The organism is Bacillus chungangensis (assembly GCF_030812995.1).
GTDB lineage: Bacteria > Bacillota > Bacilli > Bacillales > Bacillaceae_C > Bacillus_CF > Bacillus_CF chungangensis.
Map to the genome: position 1 here is coordinate 1 of NZ_JAUSTT010000029.1, position 21,380 is coordinate 21,380.

The 21,380-nt window shown below is 38.2% G+C and carries 21 protein-coding genes, 1 tRNA gene and 1 rRNA gene; 1 reads left to right on the forward strand and 22 read right to left on the reverse strand.

Features of this window, described 5'->3' with window-relative positions:
* From J2S08_RS18655 to spoIIE, 16 genes are all read right to left on the reverse strand, one after another.
* Positions 1 to 87, reverse strand: a 16S ribosomal RNA gene (locus J2S08_RS18655); the annotation flags it as partial.
* A gap of 572 nt (positions 88 to 659) precedes the next feature.
* Entirely contained in the window at positions 660 to 2,144 is a 1,485-nt protein-coding gene (gene lysS, locus J2S08_RS18660) for a lysine--tRNA ligase (protein WP_307232243.1), read from the reverse strand.
* A gap of 187 nt (positions 2,145 to 2,331) precedes the next feature.
* The gene (gene dusB / locus J2S08_RS18665; protein WP_307232245.1) at positions 2,332 to 3,339 is read right to left on the reverse strand and encodes a tRNA dihydrouridine synthase DusB; all 1,008 of its coding nucleotides are present in this window, start codon (positions 3,337 to 3,339) and stop codon (positions 2,332 to 2,334) included.
* Between the two features lie 79 nt (positions 3,340 to 3,418).
* Positions 3,419 to 3,628, reverse strand: coding sequence for a helix-turn-helix domain-containing protein (locus J2S08_RS18670; RefSeq protein ID WP_307232246.1), 210 nt, complete (start codon positions 3,626 to 3,628; stop codon positions 3,419 to 3,421).
* Positions 3,580 to 4,107 (reverse strand): 2-amino-4-hydroxy-6-hydroxymethyldihydropteridine diphosphokinase, encoded by a 528-nt coding sequence (folK, locus tag J2S08_RS18675; protein ID WP_307232248.1) that lies wholly within the window; start codon positions 4,105 to 4,107, stop codon positions 3,580 to 3,582. The genes J2S08_RS18670 and folK overlap by 49 nt, the downstream gene beginning before the upstream one ends.
* Positions 4,100 to 4,468 (reverse strand): dihydroneopterin aldolase, encoded by a 369-nt coding sequence (gene folB, locus J2S08_RS18680; RefSeq protein ID WP_307232250.1) that lies wholly within the window; start codon positions 4,466 to 4,468, stop codon positions 4,100 to 4,102. Before folB ends, folK begins: the two co-directional genes overlap by 8 nt.
* Positions 4,461 to 5,294, reverse strand: coding sequence for a dihydropteroate synthase (gene folP, locus J2S08_RS18685; RefSeq protein WP_307232251.1), 834 nt, complete (start codon positions 5,292 to 5,294; stop codon positions 4,461 to 4,463). Before folP ends, folB begins: the two co-directional genes overlap by 8 nt.
* A 205-nt stretch (positions 5,295 to 5,499) precedes the next feature.
* Positions 5,500 to 6,426, reverse strand: coding sequence for a cysteine synthase A (cysK, locus tag J2S08_RS18690; protein WP_307232253.1), 927 nt, complete (start codon positions 6,424 to 6,426; stop codon positions 5,500 to 5,502).
* Between the two features lie 177 nt (positions 6,427 to 6,603).
* The gene (hslO, locus tag J2S08_RS18695) at positions 6,604 to 7,497 is read right to left on the reverse strand and encodes an Hsp33 family molecular chaperone HslO (protein WP_307232255.1); all 894 of its coding nucleotides are present in this window, start codon (positions 7,495 to 7,497) and stop codon (positions 6,604 to 6,606) included.
* A gap of 10 nt (positions 7,498 to 7,507) precedes the next feature.
* Entirely contained in the window at positions 7,508 to 8,293 is a 786-nt protein-coding gene (locus J2S08_RS18700) for a type III pantothenate kinase (protein ID WP_307232257.1), read from the reverse strand.
* Positions 8,294 to 8,454: 161 nt separating this feature from the next.
* Entirely contained in the window at positions 8,455 to 10,482 is a 2,028-nt protein-coding gene (ftsH, locus tag J2S08_RS18705; RefSeq protein WP_307232259.1) for an ATP-dependent zinc metalloprotease FtsH, read from the reverse strand.
* A gap of 121 nt (positions 10,483 to 10,603) precedes the next feature.
* Entirely contained in the window at positions 10,604 to 11,149 is a 546-nt protein-coding gene (gene hpt / locus J2S08_RS18710; RefSeq protein ID WP_307232261.1) for a hypoxanthine phosphoribosyltransferase, read from the reverse strand.
* A gap of 15 nt (positions 11,150 to 11,164) precedes the next feature.
* Entirely contained in the window at positions 11,165 to 12,565 is a 1,401-nt protein-coding gene (gene tilS, locus J2S08_RS18715; RefSeq protein ID WP_307232263.1) for a tRNA lysidine(34) synthetase TilS, read from the reverse strand.
* Between the two features lie 264 nt (positions 12,566 to 12,829).
* Entirely contained in the window at positions 12,830 to 13,795 is a 966-nt protein-coding gene (locus tag J2S08_RS18720; RefSeq protein ID WP_307232336.1) for a protein kinase domain-containing protein, read from the reverse strand.
* Positions 13,761 to 14,504 (reverse strand): VWA domain-containing protein, encoded by a 744-nt coding sequence (locus J2S08_RS18725; RefSeq protein WP_307232265.1) that lies wholly within the window; start codon positions 14,502 to 14,504, stop codon positions 13,761 to 13,763. Before J2S08_RS18725 ends, J2S08_RS18720 begins: the two co-directional genes overlap by 35 nt.
* A gap of 106 nt (positions 14,505 to 14,610) precedes the next feature.
* A complete protein-coding gene (gene spoIIE, locus J2S08_RS18730; RefSeq protein WP_307232267.1) occupies positions 14,611 to 17,088 on the reverse strand; it encodes a stage II sporulation protein E in 2,478 nt (825 codons plus the stop codon).
* Between the two features lie 324 nt (positions 17,089 to 17,412).
* On the opposite strand from spoIIE, the gene J2S08_RS18735 reads away from it, so the two are divergent.
* Positions 17,413 to 17,486: transfer RNA gene (locus tag J2S08_RS18735), tRNA-Met, on the forward strand.
* Positions 17,487 to 17,613: 127 nt separating this feature from the next.
* On the opposite strand, the gene J2S08_RS18740 is transcribed toward J2S08_RS18735, so the two are convergent.
* From J2S08_RS18740 to yabN, 6 genes are all read right to left on the reverse strand, one after another.
* Complete coding sequence (locus J2S08_RS18740; protein ID WP_307232268.1) at positions 17,614 to 18,030, reverse strand: S1 domain-containing RNA-binding protein; 417 nt, start codon at positions 18,028 to 18,030, stop codon at positions 17,614 to 17,616.
* Between the two features lie 73 nt (positions 18,031 to 18,103).
* Positions 18,104 to 18,508: an FtsB family cell division protein gene (locus J2S08_RS18745; RefSeq protein ID WP_307232270.1), complete on the reverse strand. Its 405-nt coding sequence runs from the start codon at positions 18,506 to 18,508 to the stop codon at positions 18,104 to 18,106.
* 14 nt (positions 18,509 to 18,522) lie between these two features.
* Entirely contained in the window at positions 18,523 to 19,164 is a 642-nt protein-coding gene (gene yabQ / locus J2S08_RS18750; protein ID WP_307232272.1) for a spore cortex biosynthesis protein YabQ, read from the reverse strand.
* Positions 19,161 to 19,472: a sporulation protein YabP gene (gene yabP, locus J2S08_RS18755; RefSeq protein WP_307232274.1), complete on the reverse strand. Its 312-nt coding sequence runs from the start codon at positions 19,470 to 19,472 to the stop codon at positions 19,161 to 19,163. The genes yabQ and yabP overlap by 4 nt, the downstream gene beginning before the upstream one ends.
* A gap of 115 nt (positions 19,473 to 19,587) precedes the next feature.
* A complete protein-coding gene (locus tag J2S08_RS18760; RefSeq protein WP_307232338.1) occupies positions 19,588 to 19,854 on the reverse strand; it encodes an RNA-binding S4 domain-containing protein in 267 nt (88 codons plus the stop codon).
* Positions 19,855 to 19,878: 24 nt separating this feature from the next.
* Positions 19,879 to 21,342: a bifunctional methyltransferase/pyrophosphohydrolase YabN gene (gene yabN, locus J2S08_RS18765; RefSeq protein WP_307232276.1), complete on the reverse strand. Its 1,464-nt coding sequence runs from the start codon at positions 21,340 to 21,342 to the stop codon at positions 19,879 to 19,881.
* Between the last annotated feature and the right edge of the window lie 38 nt (positions 21,343 to 21,380).

A 21,380-nucleotide genomic window follows, 5' to 3' on the forward strand; every position in this document is an offset into this window, starting at 1 on the left:
GAGCAAGCTCTCTTCGGTTCGCTCGACTTGCATGTATTAGGCACGCCGCCAGCGTTCGTCCTGAGCCAGGATCAAACTCTCCAAAAAAGTTCAATTAACTTCGGATCCCTGCGTCAGCTCGAGTCGTCACATCCTCACGTACTTTAGTACGTTCCGGTGTTCCTCCTCTTCGCTTCCTTGACCTCCTCGTTACTTGAACTTTTTACGTTCTAACGAAGAAATCTTCACCGAAAGTCAAAACTAATTTTAGAAGCTTTGAATAGCTCATGTTTAATAATTTTAGAATTACATTGACGTTTTGTTTTGTTCAGTTTTCAAGGTTCAAGTTGTCTAACAGCGACTTTTACATATTACATGTTTTTAAAGTAATTGTCAACTGTTTTTTTGTTTTTTATTTTTCAAGTGCCGCAACATTTAACGGCAACGAATAATAATATAGCACCTTTAGACCAGACTTGCAATAGTTTTTTCATTTTATTTTTAATAATATTGTTTATCACAACATAATCTTCACTAGTCATCAATATTATATTTAATTAAAAATAGCAACTTACCTATATCAATGTCTAAACTCCATATGCAAAAGTGTATGTTAATGATTCTTCTATATAATAAAAAAACCCTCATCCCATTTCTGAGATAAGGGCTAGAACAAATTGTTAATCACGATGTCTCATTTGAGGGAATAACAATACATCTCTAATAGAAGGGGAATTTGTCAACAGCATGACAAGTCGATCGATGCCAATTCCCAGCCCTCCTGTTGGCGGCATGCCGTACTCAAGCGCTTCAATGAAATCTTCATCCATCATATGTGCTTCATCGTTTCCTTGTTCTCTTTCTTTTAATTGCGCTTCAAATCGTTCTCGTTGGTCAATTGGGTCATTTAATTCTGTAAATGCATTAGCATGCTCCCGTCCGACAATGAATAGTTCGAATCGATCTGTAAATCGAGGATCTTCTTCATTCTTCTTAGCTAATGGTGAAATTTCTACAGGGTGTCCATAAATAAAAGTTGGTTGAATCAGTTTTTCCTCTACTCGCTGCTCAAAAAATTCATTTAAGATATGACCAAAAGTCATATGTTTATCGACTTCAATATGATGCTCTTTTGCCAATTGATGAGCTTCTTCATCAGTAAGGTGTTGCCAAAAATCAACACCAGTATATTCTTTCACAGCATCAACCATATGCATTCTTTTCCACTCTGGGTTTAAGTCTACCTCTTCGTCGCCATAGCGAATGGTTGTTGAGCCTAGCACATCTCTTGCAATAAAGGCTACCATGTTTTCGGTTAAGCGCATAATGTCTCGATAATCCGCATAAGCTTCGTACAATTCAATCATTGTAAACTCAGGATTATGTCGTGTTGATACGCCCTCATTTCGGAAAACTCTTCCGATTTCATACACTTTTTCTAATCCGCCGACAATGAGCCGCTTTAAATGCAATTCAATCGCTATTCTCATATATAAAGGCATATCTAAAGCATTGTGATGTGTAATGAAGGGTCTTGCTGCTGCTCCTCCGGCAATTGCGTGCAGCATTGGTGTTTCCACTTCAAGATAGCCATGCTCATCTAAGTAACGGCGCATCGATTGTATAATTAAGCTCCGTAAAATAAATGTCTGCTTGCTCTCTTCGTTTGTAATCAAATCCAAATAACGCTGGCGATAACGCTGCTCCACATCCTTTAATCCATGAAACTTCTCAGGCAAAGGACGAAGTGCTTTTGTTAACATGATAAAATCTTGTGCTTTTACAGATAGTTCTCCGACCTTCGTTTTAAATACGTAGCCGACAACTCCGACAATATCTCCTAAATCTGCACTGTTAAAAAGTTCATATTTTTCATCGCCTACTGCATCTTTTCTAACATAAATTTGAATTTGGCCAGTTAAGTCTTGAATATGGGCAAAACCAGCTTTCCCTTTCCCGCGTTTAGTCATAATCCGACCAGCAATTGTAACAGAAATGCCTTTTTCATCTAATGATTCTTTTGTTTCTTCTTTATATGTTTGCAAAATTTCTTGCGCATTACTTGTTCGTTCAAAACGCTTGCCAAATGGATCAACGCCTTTTTCTTTTAAAACAGCCAACTTATCTCTACGCACCTTCAGCTGATCATTTAATTCCTCACTCATTTTCTCCTCACTCCTATCTCTTCTTCACAAAACTGATTAAAACGATTATAAGATCCTTTCTTATTGTACACAATCTTATCGTTATCGACATCCTTAACTTTTTCCATTTTATTTTATAACAAGCACAGAATAGATACAAAAAAACCACCAGTATCTGTATCTACTGGTAGTCTTGCAATAATCATTCTCATCCGACATTCGAATAACTTGCTTTTTTTTCTCTTTCTTCCGTATCTTTAACGAAACTTGAGATAATTGATACGAGTTCATCACGTGTATTACTCGCATTTATCGCATTGCGGACCTTAGCGTTTCCACGAATGCCTTTTAAATACCAAGAAGCATGTTTGCGGAATTCCCTGATTGCAATATGTTCATTTTTCAACGCAATCAAGCGGTCTAAATGTAAAAGACAAACTTCCATCTTTTCACGTGCTGACGGTTCTTCTACAAGCTCTCCAGTTTCTAAATATCGGACAGTGCGATAAATCATCCAAGGGTTGCCAAGTGCTGCCCGGCCAATCATGACACCATCACAACCGGTTTGCTGCAATAAACGCTCAGCATCTTGAGGTGTTTTTACATCTCCATTCCCGATTAATGGAATATGAATTGCCTTTTTTACCTCACGTAAAATATCCCAATTCGCTGATCCTTCATACATCTGCACCCTAGTTCTCCCATGCATAGAGACAGCCGCTCCACCAGCACGCTCTACCGCTTGTGCATTTTCAACAGCAAATAAATGATCATCGTCCCAGCCAATTCTCATTTTTACTGTTACTGGTTTCTTCACAGCATCTACCACAGCTGCTACCATTTCATAGATTTTGTTTGGGTCTAATAGCCACTTTGCTCCCGCTTCACATTTAATGATTTTATTGACAGGACATCCCATATTAATGTCGATAATATCAGCAGTCGTATGTTCGTCTACAAATTTCGCTGCCTCAACTAAAGTTTCCTTTTCACCGCCAAAAATCTGCAAACTTAAAGGTTTCTCCCGCTCATCTATATAAAGTAAATTCATTGTTTTTTCATTTTTAAAAACGATACCCTTATCACTTATCATTTCTGCACATACTAAGCCAGCACCAAACTCTTTTACTGTCAATCGAAAGGCAGAATTACATATACCTGCCATCGGTGCAAGAACGACTCGATTTTTAATAGAAATATCCCCTATGCGAAACATCATTATCCCCCCTTTACGATAAATTTTTCTCATCATAGATGCAGATCATAACATATTTGGCCGAGAAAATTCTACATTATTATTCGTCAATTGGAATCAATTCCTCTACCTTGATCTGCAAACATGCTGCGATGTTTTTTAGGATAGGCTCAGAGGGAATTCGGCTTCCTCTTTCGATCTCACCTAACACAGATACTGAAATCCCTATCGTTTTAGCTAGTCCTTCTTGTGTATAGCCTTTTAGTTTCCGAAAAGCACGGATGCGTCTTCCCCATTTATCTGTCTCCATAATCGAACCTCTTTTCTATCAGGTATCTTTTTGAGAAGCTTCAGCAACGGAGTATTTGTTGACGGAAGTTGAATGTGTTCATCAATTTCTAAAAGCGGGATCAACACAAAAGCACGTTCATGCATTCTAGGATGTGGAATGATTAACTCATCTGTTTGGATATTGTCTTTATTATACAATAAGATGTCAAGATCAATCACTCTTGGTCCCCACCTAACTTTCCTTATTCTCCCAAGTTTTTGTTCGATATTTAAGCAAGTATGAAGCAAGCCCTTAGGTGTTAAGGTAGTTTGCAGCTTAACCGCTATGTTTAAAAAATGTGCCTGATCTACATAGCCAACTGGTTCTGTTTCATAAATTGAAGAAATATGTAAAATCTGGATGGATTTATTTGCTCGTAGTGCTTTGATTGCATCTTGAAGATGAGCAAAACGATCACCCATATTAGTGCCAATTGAAAGGTAAGCAATATTAGTCATTAGTACGAGACCTCGTTATTTCAACTGCAACAGATTGGTAATGCCCAGGAATAGGGGGATCAGGCTTTGTAACAGTTACATTCACTTCCTGAACCTTCGAATATTGCGTCAAAATCTCTGAAGCAATATGTTCCGCTAATGCCTCTATCAAATTGTATCCTGACCCTTCAACGATTTTTTTACAGAGTTGATATACCTCGGCATAGTTAATCGTTTCTTGTAAGTCATCTGTCTGTCCTGCTTGCTTTAAATCTACACTCATTACAACTGTTGCTCTGAAACGTTGTCCTATTTGCTTTTCTCCTGTCAAAACGCCATGATAACCGTAAAATTCCATCTCATTAAGAAAAATTTTATCCATTTGATCTCTCCTTCCCGAGTAAAGCGTCCATCATTTTAGCCATTCTGCTCATTGCTAGTACATCGTGAACACGAATGATGTGACAGCCTTTTTGGATGCCGAAGCAAACAGTTGCACCTGTTCCTTCCATTCGCTCATTAGCCGGAAGCCCAAGCACGTGACCAATCATTGATTTCCTAGAAGTGCCAAGAAGCACAGGGTAGCCTAATGCAACAAGCCGATCCAAGTGCTGCATCATGTTGATATTTTCTGCTAAATCTTTTGCAAATCCAATACCGGGATCTAAGATGATTTGCTCATCCTTCACGTTTGCACGCTTAGCAATTGCCACACTATCTTGTAAATCTTGAAGAACATCTTCAATAAAATGTTGATAGTTCCGATCCTGACGATTATGCATTAAAATAATCGGCGCCTGTTTGTCAGCGGCAACTTTCGCAATTTCTGGTTCTTTTTTTGCTCCCCAAACATCATTAATGATATGTGCGCCTGCTTCAATAGCTTGTCTAGCTGTTTCCGCTTTGTATGTATCTATCGAAATGGGAACATCCACTTCTCTCGAAATAGCTTCTATTATTGGCACTACACGAGACAATTCTTCGTCTAATGAGACAGCTGCATGGCCAGGCCTTGTTGATTCACCGCCAATATCAATAATATCAGCTCCGTCTTCTACCATTTTTTTTGCATGCTGAAGAGCTTGTTCTACTAAAGTATAACGGCCTCCATCAGAAAAGGAATCCGGTGTTACGTTTAAGATGCCCATTATGAGCGTTTTTTGATTGTATGGAAGTAAATATTTCCCACATTGAACTGCCTGCTCCATCTTTTCTCTCTCCTTTCATCATGAAAAAAGTATTTTTTCTTTTCACTCTACCTATTGTAAGAGTTAAAAAAAGAATTCCAATAAAAAAGGTCTGAACCAAATTGTATGAACATACGTTTGGCACAGACCCTTACTTATTACTTTTCTATAGGCACTCTTCCTTCATTTTCTGAAAAAAAGCTGCCTGCTATAGAATACTTATTGTTTATTCCTCGAATTGGTACAATGCTGTGCTTAAATAGCGCTCTCCATTGCTTGGAATAATAGCCATTACTTTTTTCCCTTTTCCAAGCTTTTTCGCTACTTTCAACGCGGTGTGAATCGCTGCTCCTGATGAAATTCCACCTAAAATTCCTTCTTCTTTTGCTGCTCTTCGGGCAGCTTCGAATGAATCTTCTGTACTTACTTGCATAATTTCATCGTATATATTCGTATCCAATATGCTAGGAACGAAACCAGCGCCAATTCCTTGAATTTTATGTGGACCAGGCTTTCCTCCAGATAAGACAGGAGAATCAGCTGGCTCCACTGCATATATTTTAATGTTTGGGTATTTTTCCTTCAATAGCGAACCAACACCAGTAATGGTTCCACCTGTTCCAATACCTGCAATAAATGCATCCAATTGGTCTCCCATTTGCTCGATAATTTCTTTGCCAGTTGTTAAGCGATGTATTTCCGGGTTAGCCTCATTATTAAATTGCTGAGGAACAAAATAACCTTTCTCTTTTGCGAGTTCCTCCGCTTTACGGATTGCTCCGTTCATTCCTTCAGGTCCTGGAGTTAACACTAACTCAGCACCATAAGCACGCAAAAGATTGCGTCGTTCTAAACTCATTGTTTCTGGCATCACTAAGATGGCATGGTAGCCTTTTACTGCTGCGATCATAGCGAGCCCGATACCAGTATTTCCACTAGTAGGTTCAATAATTGTATCTCCAGGCTGAATAACGCCTTTCTTTTCGGCAGCTTCGATCATTGCTAAAGCGATTCGGTCTTTCACACTGCTGCCAGGGTTCATGTATTCAAGCTTTAAGTAAACGTCTGCGCTATTTTCTTCGACAAGACGATTTAACTTTACTACCGGTGTCTTCCCAACAAGTTCGGCAATGGAATTTGCAACGATAGCCATTTAACAACACCCCTAATTCCGACTAATTTTATTGGTTTAATTTTACTTTAGCAACTTTTACAGCTTATGTCAATGACTTCTTTACCATAAGGAAAGCTCCAAAATGAAATGCAGCATCATGTTTATGATTGATAAAATGTTAAAAAACTGCTTATGTTATATTTAATTAGACAGTTTCTAATGGTTTGTATGAGACTCCGCCTCTTTTAAAAGTGCTTCTAACTCTGCTTTTGAAAATTGATATTTGTTATTGCAAAAGTGGCATTGTGCCTCTGCTTTTTCATCCTCTGCTATCATTAACTGAATCTCATCCGGTCCTAGGCTGATAATGGCGTTTCCAAACCTTTCCTTTGAGCAGTTGCAGCGAAATTGAACAGGCATTTCATCTAATACTTTCACATTTTCTTCTCCTAATATACGTGTCAATATTGATTCAGGCGACAACCCCTGTGAAATTAACGTTGATATAGGGGGGATCGAAGAAATGCTTTTATCGATTAGATCAATAATGGAATCTTCTGTCCCAGGAAGCAATTGGATAATAAAACCACCTGCAGCAAGAATACTGTTATCAGGATTCACTAATACGCCAACACCTACAGACGTTGGAATTTGTTCTGAAGATGCAAAGTAATATGTGAAGTCATCGCCAAGCTCGCCAGAAACAATCGGCACTTGGCCTGTAAAATGATCCCGCAGACCAACGTCCTTTACGACAGAAAGCATTCCATTTTGCCCAACGGCACGAGCAACGTCCAGCTTCCCATGCTTATTCAAAGGAAAATGGGTTTGTGGATTTGTTACATAACCACGGACATCCCCCTTCGCATTGCTATCTACTAAAATAACGCCAATTGGGCCTCCGCCTTCAACCTTGATGGTGATTTTATCTTCGTTTTTTAACATGGCTCCCATCATTGCTCCTGCAGTTATTGCACGACCTAAAGCGGCTGAAGCAGTAGGCCAAGTTTGATGGCGGCGTTGGGCCTCTGCAACAGTTTCCGTACTTGAAATAGCATATGCGCGAACCTTTCCATCATAGGCAAGTGCACGCACCAAAGTATCACTCATTCTGTATCATTCAGTCCTTTCTTCCTTCTTTTTCTGCATTGCGATTGTAAATTAAATAAAGACCTTTCAAAGTTAGAAAAGGATCAACTATATCTATCATACTTGATTCGCTTGAAATTAAATTAGCAAGGCCTCCAGTTGCAATAACAGTCGGTGTCTTTTCAGCTTTTGCTTTCATCCGTGAAACAATACCTTCAACTTGTCCAACAAACCCATACAATATACCAGCTTGCATGGAAGTAACTGTGTTTTTTCCAATCACATTTTCAATATGAGTTATTTCAATTCTTGGCAGTTTTGCTGCTTTCGAATAAAGCGCCTCGGTTGAGATGCCAATTCCCGGCGCAATCGCTCCCCCCATATATTGGTTTTGTTCATCGATATAGCAAAAAGTCGTTGCTGTTCCAAAATCTACAATAATAAGTGGATTTCCATATTCATGTATAGCTGCGACCGCATTTACAATTCTATCTGCACCGACTTCGCGTGGATTTTCATATTTAATATTTAAACCTGTTTTAATCCCGGGTCCGACAATCAATGGTTTTATACCAAAATATTTTTTACACATAATTTCTAAAGTGAACATTAAAGGCGGTACAACGGATGATATGATAATGCCATGAATATCATCAAATGCTAAACCTTCATGTTTAAAAAGTGATTTTACTAAAATTCCGTACTCATCTTCTGATTTATAACGATTCGTTTCGATCCGCCAATGGTGCTTTAATTGATCTTGAGTATAAACACCTAAAACAATATTTGTATTTCCAACATCTAGAACGAAAATCACAATCTTCACCACTTTTTAACAGTTTCTTTTATAAACACTGCAAACATCATAACATAATTTGTTTTTTTCTTGTTAGTAATAATAAAAATAAATAGAGATGGCATGAGATAAAAGGAAAGGAGCAAGGCCAATGTTGCAAATGCCTTACTCCTTTGAATATGCTATTCCTTTTTATCTTGATCTTGTGATGGATTCGTTGGTCCTAATTTTTCAGGACGTTGTTCAGGAATAGCAGTGCCATCCTGTACTTCATGATTTTCTTCAATTGCTGTCGGCTCTTCATTTTTAGGTTGAATTTTGATTTTAGGGTTATTTTCTGTCGTTGATTCATCTGAATCATTCGTTATATTAACCACTTTGCGATCTGGCAATTTTCCATGATCATAAAGATGTCTAATTTGTTCTGCATCTAAAGTTTCAATCTCCAGAAGCGTCTCCGCAATTAAATTTAGTTTATCGCGGTGTTTCGTGATAATCTCTTTCGCACGTGCATAACACTCTTTAATGATGCGTGTAATTTCCATATCGATTTCATACGCAATCGAATCAGAGTAGTTTTGCTCATTGTGAAGGTCACGGCCAAGGAATACTTGCCCACCTTGTGGCTGGCCAAATTGCAGCGGCCCAAGTTTATCACTCATTCCATATTCAGTTACCATCTTCCGAGCAATGCCCGTCGCACGCTGGAAGTCATTATGAGCGCCCGTTGACACTTCGCCAAATACAACTTCCTCTGCCACCCGACCGCCAAGAAGGCCAGTAATCTTATCAAGCAGCTCTGGTTTTGTCATAAAATAGCGATCTTCTTTCGGGAGCATTACTGCATAACCGCCAGCCTGGCCGCGAGGGACAATTGTTACTTTATGCACGATATCCGCCTCGTCTAATACTAGGCCAATAATCGTATGTCCGCTCTCATGAAAAGCAACAATGTTGCGTTCTTTTTTGGAAATAACTCGGCTTTTTTTGGCAGGACCTGCAATGACGCGGTCTGTCGCTTCATCGACATCTTCCAAATCAATGACTTTTTTGTCTCTACGAGCAGCGACTAGCGCCGCTTCGTTCATCAAGTTTTCCAAATCAGCTCCTGAGAAACCAGGTGTTCTTGCCGCAATCGCTTTTAAATCAACAGATTCGTCTAGCGGCTTGTTGCGAGAATGCACACGGAGCACTGCTTCACGGCCATTAATATCGGGACGATCAACGGTAATTTGTCTATCGAACCGGCCGGGACGCAATAATGCTGGGTCTAGAATGTCAGGACGGTTTGTCGCTGCAACAATAATAATCCCTTCATTGGCACCGAAGCCATCCATTTCAACGAGCAATTGGTTTAACGTTTGCTCACGCTCATCATGTCCACCGCCTAAACCAGCGCCACGCTGCCGTCCGACAGCATCAATTTCATCAATGAAAATAATACAAGGTGCATTCTTTTTCGCTGTTTCAAATAAATCTCGAACACGGGACGCACCGACTCCGACGAACATCTCTACAAAGTCAGATCCACTAATGGAGAAAAATGGAACTCCTGCTTCTCCAGCAACTGCGCGTGCCAGCAATGTTTTTCCTGTTCCTGGAGGTCCAACCAATAGGACTCCCTTAGGAATACGAGCGCCAACATCAGCAAATTTTCGCGGATCCTTTAAAAATTCTACCACTTCAACCAGCTCATGTTTTTCCTCATCTGCTCCTGCAACATCTTTAAAGCGAACTTTTTTCTTTTCATCATTATAAAGCTTCGCCTTGCTCTTGCCAAAGTTCATCACACGGCTGCCGCCGCCTTGAGCCTGATTCAGCAAGAAGAAAAAGAGGATGAATATAATCACGAACGGGATAATGGTAGTAAAGAACGAAACCCAACCGCTTGTTTCTTTCGCCATTAATATATCTACTTTTGTATTTGCAGCAGCCGCATCAATACGATCAAGCGACGCTTGGCTATTCATTACATATGTACGGAAAGACGGTTCTTTGTTATCTCCCTTTAATTGACCCCTAATTTCATAAACTGCTCTTTCCGGCTGCATTGTAAAGGATTGCACTTCGCCATTTTCTAAATGTGCAATAAATTCATCATATGATATATTCTGTGTTGGCTCGTTGCCTTTTTGAAAATAACCAACGATGCCAATAATAACCAGAAATATTAATAGGTAAAATATGGTATTTCTAAATATCCGATTCATTCCTTACCTCCTCCCACCATAAAAAAACTATATTCAATAGTATCATAGAAAATTATCCTTTTACAACTTTTTGCATTTCTTTTCATCTGTTTGCTGTACATGGTTTTTCTCTAGTTTTGACTTATTCAGATTTGTTATACACTTCTGGTTTTAAAACTGCGATATAAGGTAGATTTCGGTATTTCTCTGCAAAATCTAAGCCATACCCAACGACAAAAGCATTAGGAACGATAAAACCAACGTAATCAGCTTCTATATCTGCCTTTCTTCCTGTCGGTTTATCAAGCAGCGTTACAATTTTAATGGACTTTGCTTTCCGATAACGCATTAAATCAACGAGATAGTGCAACGTTCTTCCGCTGTCGATAATATCCTCAATAATAAGAATATCACGCCCCTCAACAGAAGTGTTTAAATCCTTGACAATTTTCACTTCTCCTGAAGAGGAGATTGATTGGCCATAGCTTGAAACATCCATAAAGTCCATTTCTAAATGTGTGTCTACTCGTTTTAGCAAATCAGACATAAATGGAAGTGCTCCTTTTAATACGCCAACAGCAAGTGGAAAACGACCATCATACTCTTTAGTAAGCTGTGCAGCCAGTTCCTTTATTTTTGCATCGATTTCCTCTTCTGTGATTAATACTCTTTCAATATCATTTTTCATTCGCTTGGTGGCCTCCTAGAAATCCTTGCTATACTGTAAAACATAATAAACTGGAAGCTGTGTTCCATATGTATCGAAAATTGATTTTTTTAAACCTGGAAGCCAAATAATTTCCCCAGACTGATCCGTTACAACAGGCCAATTTTTTCGTTCACTTAAAGGGATCTTTTCATCAATAAAAATATCCTTGATTTTCTTCGTTCCATTTAACCCTTTAATAGCTATTCGATCACCAGCCTGTCTAGTCCTTACAATAAGAGGCAAAGTCACATCCTCAGGACAAAGCTGAATCATATGAGACTGTAAAATTGGATGTGAAGGTGATGTTGTCTGCTTCTCAAAACGGATTGTATATCCATTTGGAAGGAATATTTGTTCATTTTCATTTATTTCTATATAATAAGCGGTATTGTCTATTACATCTTTAAATGAAAATAAACAGCTCTGGTAGGAACGCTGTACTCTTAATCCTGCTGGAAGATCAAGTTGTCCTGACGGGTGTTTGCTTTCCAGTAAATCTTGAATTGCATCCAGATGGCTCTTCATCAAAGCACCTGGAATATCATTATAAAGATAGTTTAATATTAGATGAATCCCTCTTCTTTGTAAAGACAAAGGCATCTGTAAAAACTTTGTGATATCTAAACTAATTTCCCCTTTATTTTTTACATGAAGCTGCTCCATTTTTTTAGCGGCTAGTGCGTACAGATATGTTTCATCTTCTATCATTTCCTCACTAAAGCGCTGAAAATGTTCATGTACACGGCCATTTTCCTTTTTTAAAAAAGGCAGTACATGATGCCTAAAGCGATTTCTCGTATAGTCTTGAGTATCATTGCTTGCATCTCTTCGCGGCTGCAGTTGATAGTTTCTGCAATAGTTTTCTATTTCTTTTTTTGTTAGACAAAGGAAAGGTCTGACAATTTTTCCAGGAGAAAATTTTCTAGATACAGGAATGCCATTTCTGCCACTTCCTGAACCCCTTGTCAATCCCATTAAAATGGTTTCGATTTGATCATCGCCATGATGGCCCATTGCCAGCTTATTGTAGGCGTGTTTTGCCATTACTTTTTGAAAGTACGTATAACGATATTTGCGAGCTGTTTCTTGCATCCCTTTTTGATCAGTTATCATTTTCTCTTTTATATTTATACGCGCTGTATGGCACTCCATTTCATGATTTTGACAAAATTGTTGCACGAACAACAGATCTTGATAAGAAGCTTCTCCTCTTAACATATGATCGACGTGAATGGCAGCTACTTCAATTTCATAAAGCAACTTGTTCTTTTGCAAAAAATGAAGCAGCGCTAATGAATCTGGTCCACCTGAAACAGCAACAAGCACCTGATCACCCTTTTGAAGCAATTCGTGCTTTCTAATAAAAGCAGCAATTTTTCTTTCAATTTGCTTCATGTTTCACCTTCCTCATCTACTTATTCGTACAAAGCGACCTATTCATCACACCCCATCTTTAAAAAGCTCATCATATCAAATTGCTTAACCGTTCTCACATGTAAAAACCATTTGTTCAAGTCTCGAAGTTTGTCGGTTGTCCCCCTTTTTAAACATTACTTTAATAAGCTCTTCTTTTTATTGTACCAATAATTCTTTTTCGTTACACTGCTTGCTGATAATGAAAAATAAAAAAGAGAGCGAATGCATCAATGGCCCTCTTTTTTAAACGATCTGTCCGAAAATATAGATCGCGTACAATAATGTAATGAGCAATAGAATGAAGAATGTTTCCATAAATCGGGTTTTTCTGTTTCTTTTTCTTACTCTGTTTTGTTGTATGCTTGACAGATTGCGTTTATATTGGCTGCCTCGACGATCATTCGTTAATATAGCTAGTAAATCTTTTTTCATCTCCAACGCTGAATGATATTGTCCCGAAAGTGCTGAAAACAAAACTGGTTCATATAGCCGCAGCTGCTTTTTATGATGAATAACTTGTTTTAACTGCTTCATTCCATCATACTTTTGATTCTTGCTAAATCTTTGTGGGTAACAAATATCGATCATCATCATCGCGACAGCAAATAAATCATAGGAAGGTTCTGCTCTTCTTGTTCCCAATCCCCAATAGCCGCGATCAAAAAATTCGGTAAATTCTTTAATAGATCGGCCTTGAATGGTAGTGCCCCCTACGTCAACAAAACGGACAACAGCACCTGGGCCTGAAACTAAAAGATTTTCAGGCTTCAAATCGCCAAATACCCATCCAGCTCGATGAATCTGGTGTAAATGGTCTAAAAGCTGAACCATTAGCACTCCTATCCAAGAAGCCCTCTTCTGTTGAACAAAAGCAAGCAAATCTTTTCCATTAATATATTCCATCACATAAAACAAGATGCGCCGGCCTTTTACTTCCCAATCATCCATTTCAATAAATGCTGGACAAAGGTTTTTGCCTTGAACACGTTGAAACGCTTTCAACACATTCACTTCTGAAGTAACGGAAAGACTATCTTTACCCATCTTCAAAGCAAAATAGCCTTTTCTGCCCTGTACTAAATAAACAGTGCCGATCGCTCCTGTACCAAGTTTTTTTATAATAGTATAGCTATTTTTATGCCATTTTCCAATAATCGTTGTTCCTGGCGGATAATTAAATAGATTCTTCGAGGTAGGATGAATCATCATGATCACGAGAAAGTAATTTCCTTAAGGATCTTTTTTTCTTAAAGTGTGCCATTCCCTCACGAATTGCTGGCCCTGTTGGTGTAATACCGCCTGCTTTTAACTTTGAAAAAACACTAGTCAATGCATCCATACTAGGAGTCCATTCAAGCAATTTTTCCGTCTCTTTTCTTTTCCCGGGAAATACTAGAACGGAAAATCGATTATTTCCTACTCTTGCATTCAAACTAATGGACATATCGAGCAATGCTTCTTTTACAGTTGGAAGCTTATGTGTCATACTTGCACTCGTATCTACAAGAATTAATACATCTAAGTTAACCGTCTCCCCAAGTTCATCAACAACTTCCATTACTTCTCCTCTTTCATCAGGCGGCAGCTCATCCATTGATGCATGATTTCCAAGGATTTGTTTTAATTCGTTGTTCACTACGCCTTGCAGTGTTTGTGTCATTGCTTGCCTTGTAACCATTTGTACTGTTTGGGCTAAATTTTGTGTATAAACTACTTGGCTAATACCACCACCAGCCATTGCAATACCTTCAATTTCTTGAAGACCTTTAGGCTCTATCACATCATTTTCCATCACTCCAATGACATTAACGGTAATACCTTGTTCCTTGGCAAGTGCAGCCATTGCAATCGGATCTTCTCCTTGATTAGAGCAACCATCAGTTATTAACAATATTTGCTTTAATGTCCCTTTTTTCATAAATGTCCCTCCGATTTTTTTTGCTGTTAAACAGCTTCGACAAAAAACGAAGAGGATATACTATTTACAATAGGAAACCTCCTTCCTCTCTAGGAACATGCATTGTCTAGGAAATAAGCGCTTTTCTTTTACTAATAGGAATCGTAGACCATTTTGGCGTATTGTGGTCAATCCGAGCCACGATGATTGTCATATCATCATCTATATAACCTGAACGTCCTCGAATTACTTCTTCCATAATTAAATCAGCAATTTCCTGTGGTTCATTTGTTTCCATTTGTCTTATTTTTCGTTTCATCCAAATTTCATGATTCTCGACATGGTTGGGGCCTTCAAAGATGCCGTCACTCATCATAATGAGTACATCTCCTGCTTTTAATTGCTTTGAAACGACCTCTATATCAAAATCCTGAAGAATGCCCATTGGCAGATTGCCTGCTTCCACTTTTATTACTTTAGTTCCTCTTTTAATAAAGCTTGGTGTTGAGCAAATTTTCATACATTTCATCTTTGCATGTTGAAGATCAATAACAGCCAAATCTAAAGTAGAAAAAATTTCGTCCGTCGTTCTTAAAGACAAAATAGAATTGACTGATTTAATAGCAACTTGTTCCTCAATTCCAGACTTTAAAATTTTTTTTAGCAATAAAAGCGTTTCATTGCTTTCATGATGGGCTCTTTCACCATTTCCCATTCCATCGCTAATGGCAATCGCAAACTTCCCAGCTCCAAGTTCAATGGTTGCATAGCTATCGCCTGAAATAATGCCGCCCCCTTTAGCAGCGTGTGCAACACCTGTTTCGACAGCGAATGCTTTTGCAGAACTAAAAGTTACATAGCAGTATCCATTTGAATATTCAGCACAGACTTCTTTTTGGACAATAATTGTTTCTCCCAAAATATCTGAGAGTAAAGGTGCGATTAATTTTTCACTTTCTCCAAGCCCTTCACAGAACGGGATCGTCATTTCAATATCGACTCCTCCTTTTTCCAAACTAAAAATTTCTACTTGTTCAATGTCGATTCCAAAATCTTGCAGCATTTCAAAAATCTCTTCTTCTTGTTTATGATGATTCTCTCGCTCTCTTTGTATTTCTTTTGCGAAATCGCCCATCACTTCTGATACACCAAGCAATTGTTCAGCGACCAGCTTCCTGCTTTCCTTCACTTGTTTCTTTAACTTCTGATTTGCTTGAAAAAAACTTAATTCATGCAACATGGCTAATTTCACTTTATTGGCTCGATTGCAATGCTGTTCTAACTTTCTTCCATACTTCTGACTTAATACATGATCATTTTCATCTAAATCATGCATAATTTCCTTCATTAAATCATAAGTTGTATGGAACTGATTAACCCAACATTGTTCTTTTTTAAAACAAGTTTGGCATGTCTTTTCAGTGACATTACTTAAAAAGTAATCAAATTCACGATTTTCTTCTGGAACAAACTTCTGCTCTGTTTGTGAAAAGCTGTTGGAAAGCGCTTTAAATACAGAGGAGAACTGTTCGACTCTATTTACAGTGATATCACGCACTTTTTTCAAATATTGCTGCTGATCTTGCGCATATTCAGGAGTCCCAGGAATATATTTTGCCAATTTATTAATAAGGCTAAATGGAGTTAATAGCAGCAAAAGAATCGCTGAACCGGACTCGTACATCGTTTGTAAAAGCGGGGTGTTCCCCTCTCCATACAACCCGATTAGCAAAGTAGCGAGCAATAGACCGAAAGCGACACCTGTTCGCTTTCCCTCTTTCAATAAACCGCCGAGCAAACCAGAAAATGCAAGCAAACTTATTTGATAGAGATTGCCGACATTTGCCAAGCTAAAAATGATTCCTGTTACTACGCCAACAGTGGAACCAACCGCTGCACCTCCAGCAAAAGCGAATAAAATGACTAAATACCTGGATAAAATGTGTTCAATCGATAGATTATAGACAGACCACCCAATCGTACCTGTCATCACGGATGCTAATAGAATAATAATGCTAATTACTTCTTCTGTTTTTAACACTTTCTTCCTTTTATGAAAGGCAATTAATGGAATGCTTTGCAAAAAAATAAAGGTAAGGATACAAGCAAGACCAGCTTCCATTCCTATCAATGCCACATGATAAGTCGATAGTGCTTTTCCTTGTTGTAAATAGACAAATGTCAATTTCCCTAAAAACGTAATGGATAAAACATAGTATGGCAATACTTTCACTTCATTTTTGTGCCTTTCAATAAACGTACGAAAGATAAATAGAAAAACGACACCACTTGCAAATATATAAATAACATTTGCTAAAGATATTGTCATGGCTCCAGCAAGCAGCCCTAAAAATACATGCGGTGTTTTATCTCTCCTAGCTAAGTAAACAGCAGCAAAAAAAGGCAACGCAAACGGTGTTAAATTGGTTAAAATAAAGGCTCTTCCAAGAAGAAAGCCGATGATTAACAGAGCAAGGCCTTTTTGCAAAAAAAGCAGCTCCATTTTTAGTTGAAATTGTTTGAACCTTTTTGGTACATTCATTTTTGCTTGATTCAAATCCATCTTCCTCATCGGTTCTACAAAACTTTGTTCCACTTTTCCCATTCCATTACACACTCCCCGTTTAGATTTCGTTGCAGACTATTATAAATGGGACAAGCTCAAAAGTTTGTCAAAAGCTTGAAGTTAGAAAAAAGAAACGTTCGACTTCTTTCTTTGAAAAATTAAATTTTGGAACAATTTACCGTAAAATAGAGCTTCTTTCTCCTTTTGGATTGTCGTTTAAAAGACCGTTATCGTTCACTGCTTTGAAAGTGATTACATTTTATACATTTTTACAATGATGTGGTGCAAATCAGCTAAAAGGTATTGACAACCTCTGTAACTCTAGGTATGATAGATTTTGTGCTTTTCTTAATCTCCTGATCTGGCGGTGTAGCTCAGCTGGCTAGAGCGTACGGTTCATACCCGTGAGGTCGTGGGTTCAATCCCCTCCACCGCTATAAAAAAACCAAGTATGCAGATGACATACTTGGTTTTTTTATGTTCAAGGGCTATATGAAATTCTGTTTTAACAGTGTACTTTCTTTCTAGCATCTTCAACCTGCTATATTCAGAAAAGACAGCAAGTTATCCACGTCTAGCACCACGGCCGCCGCGTTTTGATTCTGTATGACGTTTTAGAGATGATAAACGGTCTTCACTTTCTTTTAGAAAACGAGACATCTTTTGTTCGAAGCTTTCCTTCGCACGAAAATCATTCGCTTTATTATGGCGTGGCGGGCGTTGTTGCTGCTGTGTTTGTTGAGGCTGTTCTTTTGCTTTGCGAATAGAAAGCCCAATTTTGCCATCCTTTTCAACATTGATCACTTTTACTTCTACTACGTCGCCAACCTTCAAATGATCATTAATATCTTTTACATAATTATCAGCGACCTCACTAATATGGACAAGTCCTGTCGTCCCCTCCCCCAATTCAACAAACGCTCCGAAATGTGTGATGCCTGTAACTTTTCCTTGTAACTTGCTGCCTACTTCAATCGACATAAAAAAATTTATCCTCCTTAAAAGTATGAAAAATAACGCTACTTTATATTATATAAAACCTAAAAAAAGAGTGTCAATAAGACACTTCTTCTTCCTCGTCTTCGTGTTCTTCGTCAGGAATACTGAAAATTATTTCTCCCTCATCTGAAAGAAAATATTCACTCCTTGCCAGCTTCGCTATATACTCATCGTCGTTTAACTTTAAAATCTCATCTTCTAACATTGTCTGCTTAGATTGCAGTTTAGCAAGCTGCTGTTCCAGCTTTGCTTTTTCTGCTTTTTTACTTTCTAACTGTCTATTTTGTGTGATAAGGGTTGAAATGAAAAGATAAGAAACAGCCGCAGCAACGAGAAAAAAGACTGTCAAGCGTCGAAACAACAGCTTACGCTTTTTCACTAGTTTATTTGCTTTTTGTTTTTTTTGGTCAATATATTCATTCTGCATAGATGTAATATTTCGCTTCGGCTTTACACTCATCCTCGAACCCCCCCTCACGATTTGGATTTGAACATAGACAGTAAAAATCGAGAAAACTTAGTAAATAAGTGCTTCCAATAACGCATATGTCGGGCGAGAAAATCTATCCATCTTATAACCATTTTTCGAATCTTAATTGGTATTATATTCCATATGATCCTCCCGATCCATGTAATAGGTTTCAAGATGGTCTTTATCATCCATAATAACATTTTTCCAATCATTTGTACAAGGAAAAATAGCTGCCGCCCTAAACCAAGGATAATCGTCAGAAGCAGAAGAAAAAGCCATTTAAACGGTGAAAAAATGAGTAAATGCAATACTCTCCAAATAAAATTTGCGACCGAAATCGTAAAGCGGATAAACCACTCTAATAACGCTACATAACTTTTTTTCAGCAAAGCTTGGTAGGCTGCAAATCCACATAACAGTGCTAAAAATATATAAAAACGAATTTCTCCTTCGTTTACTAATAATAAGATATAAAAAAGAATGAAGGCCTGTAAAATCCAAAATAATATATCATTCATGAAAACAAGCCAACGCCGACGTGCTTTTCTTTTTAAAAATCGATTGTATGTGTCAAGCGAGGCGCCAAAAAATCCTCCCATTCCAAACATAGCAATCATGGTATAAAATTGAATAGAGAGGCTCATTGAAATAATTTGCTAAAGAACCCTTTAGCTTTCTCCCCAGGTTGATCGTCTAAATATACTAAATCAAAGATTTTCCCTTTAATTGAAACGATCCCTTTATCAACATCTAAGTTTTTCATTTGAAGATTTTGACCTCGAATTGCCAAAAATCCCATTGCCGTTTCTAACAGAAACTCTTCATTATCGAAACTTTCCACCTGTTTAACCCCAGTTATTTCTAAAAGCTTACGGCCTCTCATCATAATATCATGATCTTGAGCGTTGCGGCTGGTAGATTCATTTACGCTTCCACGTTGATAATGGTTCATCTAATAATCCCTCGCTTCTTCATCGCTTTGTTCCATATGTATGTGAATGAGAGAAAAAATAGAACAAGCTCTCGAAAAAGGAGTGTCAATTAGATATAATAATAAACTGCTGTATTTAAGATTCTTCGCCTACTCGTTCTTCCTTTAATAATACAAACATACTTCCCGCATCTTCTTTCTTCGTAGAGTCTTGTAGTTTCTCTACTCTCACCACCACTTTCTTTTGTCCAAAAAGGATCGTTAATTCATCGCCAACTTTAACATTAGAGCTAGCCTTCGCTTGCTGCCCATTAATATGAATACGTCCTTTATCTGCCACCTCTTTTGCAAGTGTTCTTCTTTTAATAATCCGGGAAACCTTTAAAAATTTATCCAAACGCATTGTTGCCATTGTCGCTACCTCCCTCTATTCTTGCGTCTTCGCCGCCTCCCAAAGCTGATCTAGCTCTGATAATGGATATTCATCCCAAGTACGGCCGCTTTCTTGTACTTTTTTTTCGATAAATGAAAAACGCTTCTTAAATTTTTGATTAGTCATGAGAAGCGCTTCCTCAGGATGAATAGACAGAAGCCTTGCAGCATTGATAACTGAAAAAAGAAGATCGCCGCATTCTTTTAATTGCTCTTCTCTGTTTCCATTCTCCAATGCCTCTTCAAACTCCTGCATTTCTTCCCAGACTTTTTTTAACGCATCTTTTGCCTCTTCCCAATCAAATCCCACTTTAGCAGCTTGCTTTTGAAGTTCATAAGCATGTAATAGTGCGGGCAGACCCTTTGCAATTTTATCAAGGATAGAGGCAGTACATTGTTCTCCCTGCTCTCGCTCTTTCGCTTTTTCCCAATGATTGAAAGCTTCCTCAACATTTTCAGCTTTTGTTTTGCCAAAAACATGAGGGTGTCTACGGATCATTTTAGCAGACAGACCTGTGATGACATCATCGATGGAAAAAAGCCCATCATCTTCCCCAATTTGTGCATGCAGCAGTACTTGCAACAACACATCTCCAAGCTCTTCAATCGTGTTGTCTATGTCTTCAGCCTCAATTGCTGCCAACAACTCGTAGGCTTCTTCGATTAAATATTTCTTTAATGATTGATGCGTTTGTTTTTTATCCCATGGACAGCCATCTGGACCACGCAACGTTGAAATAATCCTTCTTAGTGTTGAAAATTCTTGATATTGAAGTTCCGCTTCCTTTACTGGGGGCACGTACACACTCGTTAAGTTATCCAACGCCATCCCTCGATCTAGTTCATAAAGCAACAATGATTCTACCTTTTGTTTGCTAGTGCCGGCAGCGGTGATCAGCTTTAACGGATAATTATCAGGATATTTTTCCATTAATGTCAGTTTTATCTCTGAAGCGACAAAAGCATCATATACTTGTCCAATAATGAGATGTTGATTGAGTTGAAGATCATCTCGATGCAAGGCAGTTCCATCCAACAATTGAAAACCTTCAATAGGATCAACTTGAACTGCGGTAAAGATTGCATCAAGGAAGCTTTGTCCTCCGTTAATTTTTACTTCAACCTCCTGTTTATCTGCTTGCTCCAATAACAATTGAACTGTTTTTTCTGCCACTAATGGATGGCCAGGTACTGCATAAACAAGGTTCCCCCGCTGTTTAACTTCTTGAAAAAGCCGCTGTACGATCGCCTCATACACTTCTGTAAATTGATCATATTGTTCATAGATCTCGTCAAAAGATTCATAATGAATATGATCCTTTTCTAATGCTGGGATTACTGGATGTTCTTTTGTTCGGAGAAATAAGTTATTTGTCTGTTTTAATGTTTCGTAGACGCCGATTGTTAATTGGTTCAAATCCCCTGCCCCTAAACCGACAATGGTAATCGATTTCCTCATCTATGTTTTCACCTCTTTGTATTTATATTGATTAAACT